This window comes from Arenibacter certesii DSM 19833 (genome assembly GCF_000429545.1).
Taxonomy (GTDB): Bacteria; Bacteroidota; Bacteroidia; order Flavobacteriales; family Flavobacteriaceae; genus Arenibacter; species Arenibacter certesii.
Genome location: NZ_KE386915.1, coordinates 70,948 through 79,619, shown reverse-complemented (window position 1 = coordinate 79,619; position 8,672 = coordinate 70,948). Strand labels below are relative to the sequence as shown.

Annotated in this window: 8 protein-coding genes and 1 other RNA gene; 5 read left to right on the top strand and 4 right to left on the bottom strand. The window is 35.5% G+C overall.

From position 1 onward, the window contains the following. Positions 1–431: 431 nt before the first annotated feature. Positions 432–2,060 carry an ABC-F family ATP-binding cassette domain-containing protein gene (locus tag G466_RS0120865; protein ID WP_026815359.1) on the bottom strand — a complete coding sequence of 543 codons (1,629 nt, stop codon included), beginning with the start codon at positions 2,058–2,060 and terminating at the stop codon, positions 432–434. Positions 2,061–2,235: 175 nt separating this feature from the next. Here G466_RS0120865 and G466_RS0120860 point away from each other — a divergent pair, with 175 nt between their 5' ends. Continuing rightward, entirely contained in the window at positions 2,236–3,627 is a 1,392-nt protein-coding gene (locus tag G466_RS0120860) for a hypothetical protein (RefSeq protein WP_026815358.1), read from the top strand. A 199-nt stretch (positions 3,628–3,826) separates the two neighbouring features. Here G466_RS0120860 and fsa read toward each other — a convergent pair whose 3' ends face one another. From fsa to ffs, 3 genes are all read right to left on the bottom strand, one after another. After that, positions 3,827–4,480: a fructose-6-phosphate aldolase gene (fsa, locus tag G466_RS0120855; protein WP_026815357.1), complete on the bottom strand. Its 654-nt coding sequence runs from the start codon at positions 4,478–4,480 to the stop codon at positions 3,827–3,829. 70 nt (positions 4,481–4,550) lie between these two features. After that, a complete protein-coding gene (locus G466_RS0120850) occupies positions 4,551–5,360 on the bottom strand; it encodes an SDR family oxidoreductase (RefSeq protein WP_026815356.1) in 810 nt (269 codons plus the stop codon). A 120-nt stretch (positions 5,361–5,480) separates the two neighbouring features. Then, positions 5,481–5,579, bottom strand: an RNA gene (ffs, locus tag G466_RS23695) — signal recognition particle sRNA small type. Between the two features lie 209 nt (positions 5,580–5,788). Between ffs and G466_RS0120845 the strand changes: the two genes are divergently transcribed. From G466_RS0120845 to G466_RS24200, 4 genes are all read left to right on the top strand, one after another. Next, positions 5,789–6,829: a glutaminyl-peptide cyclotransferase gene (locus tag G466_RS0120845; RefSeq protein WP_026815355.1), complete on the top strand. Its 1,041-nt coding sequence runs from the start codon at positions 5,789–5,791 to the stop codon at positions 6,827–6,829. Between the two features lie 2 nt (positions 6,830–6,831). After that, entirely contained in the window at positions 6,832–7,230 is a 399-nt protein-coding gene (locus G466_RS0120840; RefSeq protein ID WP_026815354.1) for an acyl-CoA thioesterase, read from the top strand. 359 nt (positions 7,231–7,589) lie between these two features. Beyond that, positions 7,590–8,321 (top strand): LytR/AlgR family response regulator transcription factor, encoded by a 732-nt coding sequence (locus G466_RS0120835; protein ID WP_026815353.1) that lies wholly within the window; start codon positions 7,590–7,592, stop codon positions 8,319–8,321. A gap of 139 nt (positions 8,322–8,460) precedes the next feature. Further along, the coding region (locus tag G466_RS24200; protein ID WP_034236338.1) for a hypothetical protein at positions 8,461–8,672 on the top strand (212 nt) is incomplete at its 3' end.

The following is an 8,672-nucleotide window of genomic DNA, read 5'->3' as shown; positions in this document are numbered from 1 at the left end:
GCTGGAAAAAGCGGCATAGGGACTAGCGATCCGAAACTTCGATGGGAAAGGTATGCCAGAACCTCACTAAAACGACCAAAAAGCCCTCTTAAACCGGACGAAAATCCACTTCGAAAATAAACCATAAAAAAAATCCCGGAAACATCGATGTTCCAGGATTCGTTCTGTCCAGTTTTTAGTGAAAATCGGCCTACTCCCGAATATCCCTAAAGTAGTTGCAATGATGGTCCCGTCAATACCGGTAAAGTGGATAACACAATACCCTACTTAAATGTAAAAGTTACCGCAAAAAAAAGTCTTTATCCTACTCTTATTGCACTCTCTAATGATTGTGCTAATAAAAAGTAAAAGGATAAAGACTTTATGATTTAACTACCTAAAGCACGAATCTTAAACTGGGATCACTGGTACCAAGTGCCCTGCATTTAGGATTAAGCTGGAACGGCATACATTTTATCTCGCTGCTCCTTAATGCTACTATCAGACATATACTCTTCAAATGTCATGTAGCGATCTATACAACCCTTTGGTGTTAGTTCTATAATCCTATTTGCTACTGTCTGTGCAAATTCATGATCATGGGTGGTAAACATTACCGTACCCTTAAAGTTTTTTAAGGAGTTGTTAAACGTGGTAATACTTTCTAGATCTAAGTGGTTAGTAGGTTCATCTAACATAAGTACGTTCGCTCTCATCAACATCATCCTACTAAGCATACATCTCACTTTTTCTCCTCCAGATAAAACAGTACATTTCTTTAATGCTTCCTCACCACTAAAGAGCATTTTGCCTAAAAACCCTCTTATACTTACTTCTTCTCTTTCTTCCTCTGTTTTTGCCCATTGTCTCAACCAATCTACCAAATTGATATCTTCATTGAAGAATTTGGAGTTATCAGCTGGTAAGTAAGATTGATTGGTGGTTATTCCCCATTGAAATTCACCACTATCAGCTTTTCGATTTTCAGTAAGTATTTCGTAAAATGCAGTAGATGCCCTAGAATCCCTAGAGATAACAGCTACTTTATCACCCTTGGCCAAGTTTATATTTACATCCTGAAATAGAACCTCTCCCTCTTCAGAAGTTGCAGAAAGTTTCTCAATATTTAAAATTTGATCTCCTGCCTCTCTTTCTCTATCAAAAATTATAGCCGGATACCTTCTGCTAGAAGGCTTTATATCCTCGATGTTCAACTTAGAGAGCATCTTTTTTCTAGAGGTGGCTTGTTTACTCTTTGCAACGTTTGCACTGAAACGTCTAATAAACTCTTGTAATTCTTTGGCTTTTTCCTCCGATTTTTTGTTTTGCTGTGCTCTTTGCCTAGCAGCCAACTGACTACTCTCATACCAGAACGTATAGTTACCGGAGTAGAGGTTGAGTTTACCAAAATCTATATCCCCTATATGTGTACAAACCGAATCTAAAAAGTGTCTATCGTGGGAAACTACGATAACAGTATTATCATAATTTGCTAGGAAATTCTCTAACCAACTAATGGTTTCATAATCCAAGTCGTTGGTAGGCTCATCCATAATCAATACATCAGGATTACCAAACAATGCTTGAGCCAATAATACTCTCACTTTTAATTTAGAATCTATATCGGCCATAGACGCATAGTGCATGTCTTCCGAGATTCCTAGATTAGAAAGCATAGCTGCAGCATTACTATCCGCATTCCATCCGTCCATTTCTTCAAACTGAACCTGCAACTCCCCTATCCTATCCGCATTTTCATCACTATAATCCGCATAAAGTGCATCTATCTCCTTTTTGATCTTAAACAAAGGCTTATTCCCCATTACCACACTTTCTAAAACGGTATGCTCATCATAGGCGTTGTGGTTTTGTTCTAGGATAGACATCCGTTTTCCCGGCTCTAAATGCACCTGCCCCGAAGTTGCATCTATCTGACCTGACAATATTTTAAGGAAAGTGGATTTACCTGCGCCATTGGCACCAATAATACCATAACAATTGCCCTGTGTAAACGAAACGTTCACGTCATCAAATAGGACTCGCTTTCCAAATTGCACGGATAAGTTTGATACTGATAGCATAAATAAATTGAGTTTTATAATTTCTGCAAAATAACGAAAATTACCCCTTCAATCCAAGCATATAGCTGCTACATTATCCCTACTTAAGTAGGTCTGAAGGATATTTAACTCACTATTAACAGCCAATCTCTATTCCGTTTGCTAGTTTTGTTTACAACAAAGTTGCTATTCAAATATGAATAAACCTTTACTCTACGTTTTTATACTTGCTTTTGTTACTAGTTGCGGCACAGAAATCAAGAAGTCCCCAAATGTATTCTTCGCTGGTGAAATATTAAATCCCACAAGCGAGTACGTGGTGCTTTACAAGGATGAAGTCGTTATAGATTCAGCAAAATTAACTGACGACAACAGGTTTTCCATTCAGCTGAAATCTGCTGCCGAAGGCCTTTATCACTTTGACCATCAACCTGAGCTACAATACGTTTACCTAGAACAGGGCGATAGTCTTATGATACGCTTAAATACTGAAGATTTTGACGAATCCCTTATATTTTCAGGTAGGGGGAAAGAAATAAATAATTTTCTATTAGAATTATTCCTTAGCACAGAAGAAGAAATTCCTACCATCTATTCTTATTCTCATCTTGATCCCTCTGCATTTGCCCATAAAATAGACTCACTTAGGCAGTTAAGAACCACTATACTAGATGTTTTAAGCAAAGAGGTGAAACTTTCGGACAATGCCGTTACTATGGCGCAGACGAGTATTGACTACAATTATTATACTTATAAGGAAAAATACCCATTTTGGAACAGACGTGTATCTGGTAGCAATTCCATTCCGAAATTGGACAAGGATTTTTACAGTTATAGGAAAAACGTGGATTATAATTTAGATGAGCTAGCGTATCATAGATATTACTATAACTTCTTAAAAACCCATTTTGACAACCTAGCATATATGGGGTGCGCAGATAACTGCCAAGGACAACATTTTGAAATTGTTGAGGACAAACTGCATTTTAATCAACACAAATTAAAACTGATAGACAGTTTGGTAACGTCTAAAAGTATTAGAGATAACCTCTTTAGGAGCGTTGCTTTGTATTACCTGATCAATGTACACGATACCGAGGAAAATATTAAGGAATTTATCTCGGACTTTCACAAATACTCTTCTAACAATAAGCATATATCCGAAATTGAAGCAATTTACGAAGGGGTTAAAAATATGCAGCCGAATAAAAAGTTGCCGCAAGTTTTGGTATATGATAATGGAGAAAACAAAATTTCCCTTCGAGAAATTGCCGAAAAGGAAGAGAATGCTGTTTTCTATTTCTGGTCCGGAACACAAAAGCAACATTTTAAAAATATTATTAAAAGAGTGAATGAGTTAGAAAAGCTAAATCCACAATATACTTTTATCGGTATAAATTGTAACACCGAAATGATGCGCTGGCAATCCATGTTAATTACCAATAACTTGGATTTGGACTATCAGTTTAGGACAGATGACTTTGAAAACTTAAAATACACTTTGGTAATAGGTGGACTTAATAAAGGAATTATTACTAAAAATGGACTTATTGTCGATGCTTATGCAGATCTATACAGGAGCTTTTAAAGTTTAATTATTTCCTTGACATCTCTAACTAGCTAAAATATATTGAAGCCTCCTCCCCTCTCCAATATTCATAAAAAATCACAATTCACTAAGTTTTATTTTCTTTAAGTTAAGCTGATTATATCTTCTAACCTAGATCAAAAAAAAAGCCCCATAACCTAAGGGTATGGAGCTTCTCAAGAATTTCTTTAAAGGAATATTAATTTCCTTTCTGATAATCCTCTAGGAATTTAGCCAAACCACTATCAGTTAATGGGTGTTTTAGCAAACCTTCTATAGAAGACAATGGTCCAGTCATTACATCGGCACCAATTTTAGCACAATCTATTACGTGCATAGTGTGTCTTATAGAAGCTGCTAATATCTCAGTACCAAAGTCATAATTATCATATACATGTCTAATTTCTGCTATCAGGTTTAAACCATCAGTGGAAATATCATCTAGTCTTCCAATAAACGGAGAAACGTATGACGCTCCAGCTTTAGCAGCCAATAAAGCTTGACCCACAGAAAATACCAACGTGCAATTAGTTCTTATTCCCTTATCCGAAAAATACTTAATCGCTTTTACACCGTCTTTGATCATTGGGATCTTAACCACAATCTGTTCGTGCAAATCCGCCAGTTCCTCACCCTCTTTAATCATAGACTCATAATCCGTAGCGATAACTTCAGCAGATACATCACCATCCACAATATTGCAGATATCCACATAATGCTTTAGAATATTATCTCTTCCAGTAATCCCTTCTTTTGCCATTAAAGATGGATTTGTAGTTACCCCATCCAATACACCCAATTCTTGGGCTTCTTTTATCTGCGCTAAATTAGCCGTGTCAATAAAGAACTTCATATTACTTATTTTTTAATTATTAATACTGAAAATACCCTAAAACGGGCGAAACCTTATATATGGTGTAAAATTACAATTTATAATGGTTCATTAGAAGTTTCTCGTACACTTTGTCTGGCACTATCTTTTTGAGAAACAGGGAGAATTTTTGCATAAACTCACCCACCTTATAATGTACTTTAGGATTTTTAGTGTTGATAATCTTAAACACCATACGTGCTACTAGAAGAGGATCCTTTCCACTCTCTACATGCTCATCCATCATTTTCAGGGTATTGCCATAAGGTTCTTTATAGGGCGATGTTTCAAAAACTGGTGAATGATATCTTCCTGCAGCTATATTGGTTGCAAAATCTCCTGGAGCAAGATTGGTAAAATGTATTCCAAATGCTTTAGTTTCCATCCTTAAAGCTTCGGTCACTAATTCTAGCGCTCCCTTACTTGCAGAATAGATACCTCTATAGGGAAGCCCCATGTAACCAGCAATGGACGTGATGTTAATGATTAACCCTGAGCCTTGACTCCGCATGGTAGGTAGCACCGCTTTAGAAAGATGTAGCGGACCGTTAAAATTGGTGTCAAAGGCTTTTAATATCTCTTCATGTGGCGTTTCCTCTATTGGACCGGTAATTCCAATTCCTGCATTATTGACCAAAACATCTATCTTACCTTCTTTCGCAAGAAGTTCTGCAACTGCCCGCTTTACACTTTCAGGATCACGCACATCTAATTCCAAAAGATTAAAATCCTTAAAATTGGAATTATTGGCCAAATTCCTAGTAGTTCCATATACAATAAATCCCTTGGTTTTTAAATAACCCCCAATAGATCTACCGATTCCTGAAGAACCTCCTGTAATTAGCACTACCTTTTGCTCCATCTTACTAAAATAAGTCTGCAAATTAACAAATAAATGAAAAGAGAAGAGGGAATTAGACTAAAAAGTTGGAGATACTTTTTGTATTTACATCGAGCGTGATGTGTAACTTTAAGGCACAAAAAATGGCAAGCTACCTACATCGCACCGCTACAACCATATACCCTTGCTGCGTTCCCACCCTGGGGGATTCTACAGGAGCTGGTCGTGTAGGACTTGCCGCTGCAAATATACAAAGTTTTAATTTTTAAACAATCCTTTTCGCATCTAAATTTTATTAAATATCTTGCCTTCAAATTTCAAATTTAATTTACTGCACATTAAGGTTTGATTCTGAATAGCCTATAGAAATAAGCGACCCAAAATCTTTCCAAAATATGGTCCATAAAGTCACAAAATATATTATTTCAAAGAAATCTAAATCTAGTAAAATGAGCTCTACCAAGATAAACCTCCTATTTCTACTTCCATTATTTTTTATGGCCTGTGGAGGAAACACCGACCCAAGTCAGCTTTTCGAAATTCAATTTGAAGGGAATAAAACAGAATTTAAAAAAAATGAATTGGTCAACATTTCCATAGCTAACAAAAAGGAAAAGAAAATAGACCAAGTAACCTATTATATCAACAATGCTGAAGTAGCAGTAGTGGACAATAAAATTAAATTTAATTTACCGCAACTTGGCGCTAAGACCATCACAGCAAATATCAGTTATGATGGTGGTAATGTAGAGATCAGTAAAGAGATAAAACTATTAGCGGAAAAAGCCCCGGAAATATATACCTACGAAATAATCAATGAATTTCCGCACGATCCCACCGCTTATACCCAAGGGTTGGAATTTTATAATGACACGCTATACGAAAGTACAGGAAGAAAAGGGCACTCCTCTTTACGAAAAGTGGATTATAAGACAGGTAAGGTACTTCAAAAAATAGCCTTGGAGGATCAGTATTTCGGGGAAGGGATTACTATTATGAACGATAAGATCTATCAACTGACTTGGCAGAGTGGAGTTGGATTTATATATGACCTTAACCTTTTTAAAAAGATAGACAGTTTCAAGTACAATCAGAGTAAAGAAGGTTGGGGACTTTGCAATGATGGCAGTAAAATATTTAAAAGCGACGGTACAGAAAAAATATGGATCTTAAATCCCGATACAATGGCAGAGGAAGGATATTTTGAAACGGTAACCAACACCTCTATCTTTAACCGGGCCAATGAGTTAGAATATGTGAATGGAAAAATTTACGCCAATGTGTACCAAAAGGAAAGTATGATGATAATTGATGCCAACAGTGGCGCTATAGAAGGCGTTGTTAATTTTGGGGGACTTAAGAATAAGGTTACCCAGCATCCAGACCTAGACGTTTTTAACGGTATTGCCTATCATCCTGAAAGAAAAACATTTTTTGTAACTGGTAAAAACTGGGATAAATTATTTGAGGTCCATATTCTTAAAAAATAAAAATGAGCGTATTTAAAAAGACCCTTACTGTTGTACAAGATGACCTTGATGATCTAGACCACGTAAACAATGTAAGATACGTGCAATGGATGCAGGATATTGCTAAGGAACATTGGAAAGCTAAAGCTCCTGAAGCGCTAATTAATACAACAGTATGGGTGGTTCTAACCCATCATATCACCTATAAGAATGCAGCTAAATTAAACGATGTAATTGAATTACAAACCTATATTGACAAAAGTAAAGGCCCAGTAAGTAGCCGTATTGTAGAGATGTTTAACAAAGAAACCGGTCAATTATTGGTCAAGGCAAAAACGGAGTGGTGCCTGTTAAACTCAGCGACATTTAAACCAATGCGCATAAGTCCAGAAATAGCAGGAATATTTATTAGCAATCCATAAATTACACCTATATCCCCTACCCCAGTTTAGCATATTTACAAGGGGTTTTCCTAGCTTAAATAAGTGGATTTCAATAGAATTTGCTAAACCGATATATTCTATATTTTAACTTACATAAACCACTAATTGTATCTCAATGAAATTCCCGTTCCATTCAAGAACAAAACGAGAAAAGAATTCACTATTTTTTATTATTAGCCTGTAACTTCATTTTTATTAGTACATATTAGCCGCTTTTGGAAAGAATAACCTTTCAAATTTAATTAAATGCATACTGAAAACGAAAACCCTAGTTTTTCTAAGGTTTAAATCCATACTAAACTTTTAAGGTTCATTAATTTGCGTCAAAATGGCCATTAATGGGATATACCTATACCATTCTAGATACTGATGCGGAGTCTAACTTACAATTACAGCACTACCTGGAAGAGTATGACGATTTCAGATGTAAAGGTGTGGCTAAAGGTAGTATTGAAGGCTTAAATACAATCTTAAAGCAAACTCCAGATGTTGTTTTTGTGCACTTAAACGATAAGGCACCTGAATACTTTCATATGATTATGGAATTACATCAATATTTAAGAGAAATCCCTATATTCATTGCGCTAGCTTCCTCAAAAAAATATGCCTACCAGGCTATAAAAAATCAATTCTTTGATTATTGGCTTTTCCCATATAATGAATTTGACATTAGAAAGACCATACTAAGGCTGAAAATGAAAATGCCCAAGGAAGATCAACCACAGACCTTATTATTACAATCCTATAAAGATTACCGTTATCTGAATACCAACGAGATAATGTATTTACAAGCGGACAATAATACAACTGATTTTTTCATGAAAGACGGAAGTACTATAAGCGCGTTTAAAACGTTAAAAACTTTCGAAAACAGTTTGCCCTCTAATTTTGTTCGAGTACATCAAAGTTATATTATCAATACCAGTTATGTGTCAAGAATTAATTATGGAAAAGGGATATGTACTTTAAAACAAAATAAACTACAATTGCCATTTTCCAAATCATATAAGAGTAATGTTGAGAATTTAAAACAAATTTTATCCAAAAATTCAATTTCAGCTCTTAATTAACAAAATACTCTTAGACTATACACGTTAACTAGTAGATGTAGGTCTTTTACTACTAATATTTCGTTTCCAATATTCTGGTAAACCTGCTTCCTTAATTTTGCAATAGAAAATTTTACTAACCCCGAAACTCTAATTACTTATGAAAAATTTCGCAAGTCTTGTAGCATTATCATTATTTAATGTAGGCATTATTTCAGCCCAAAACCAAACCATCACTCCAATAATTTCTATAGACGGAGCATCCATAGAAATTCAATTGCAAAACTCAGACAACTCGGTTGCCACGGATAGAGACATCTTAGTTAAGGACAGAAGAAAGAAAACCGACTATAACAATGTAGAGATCTTAAA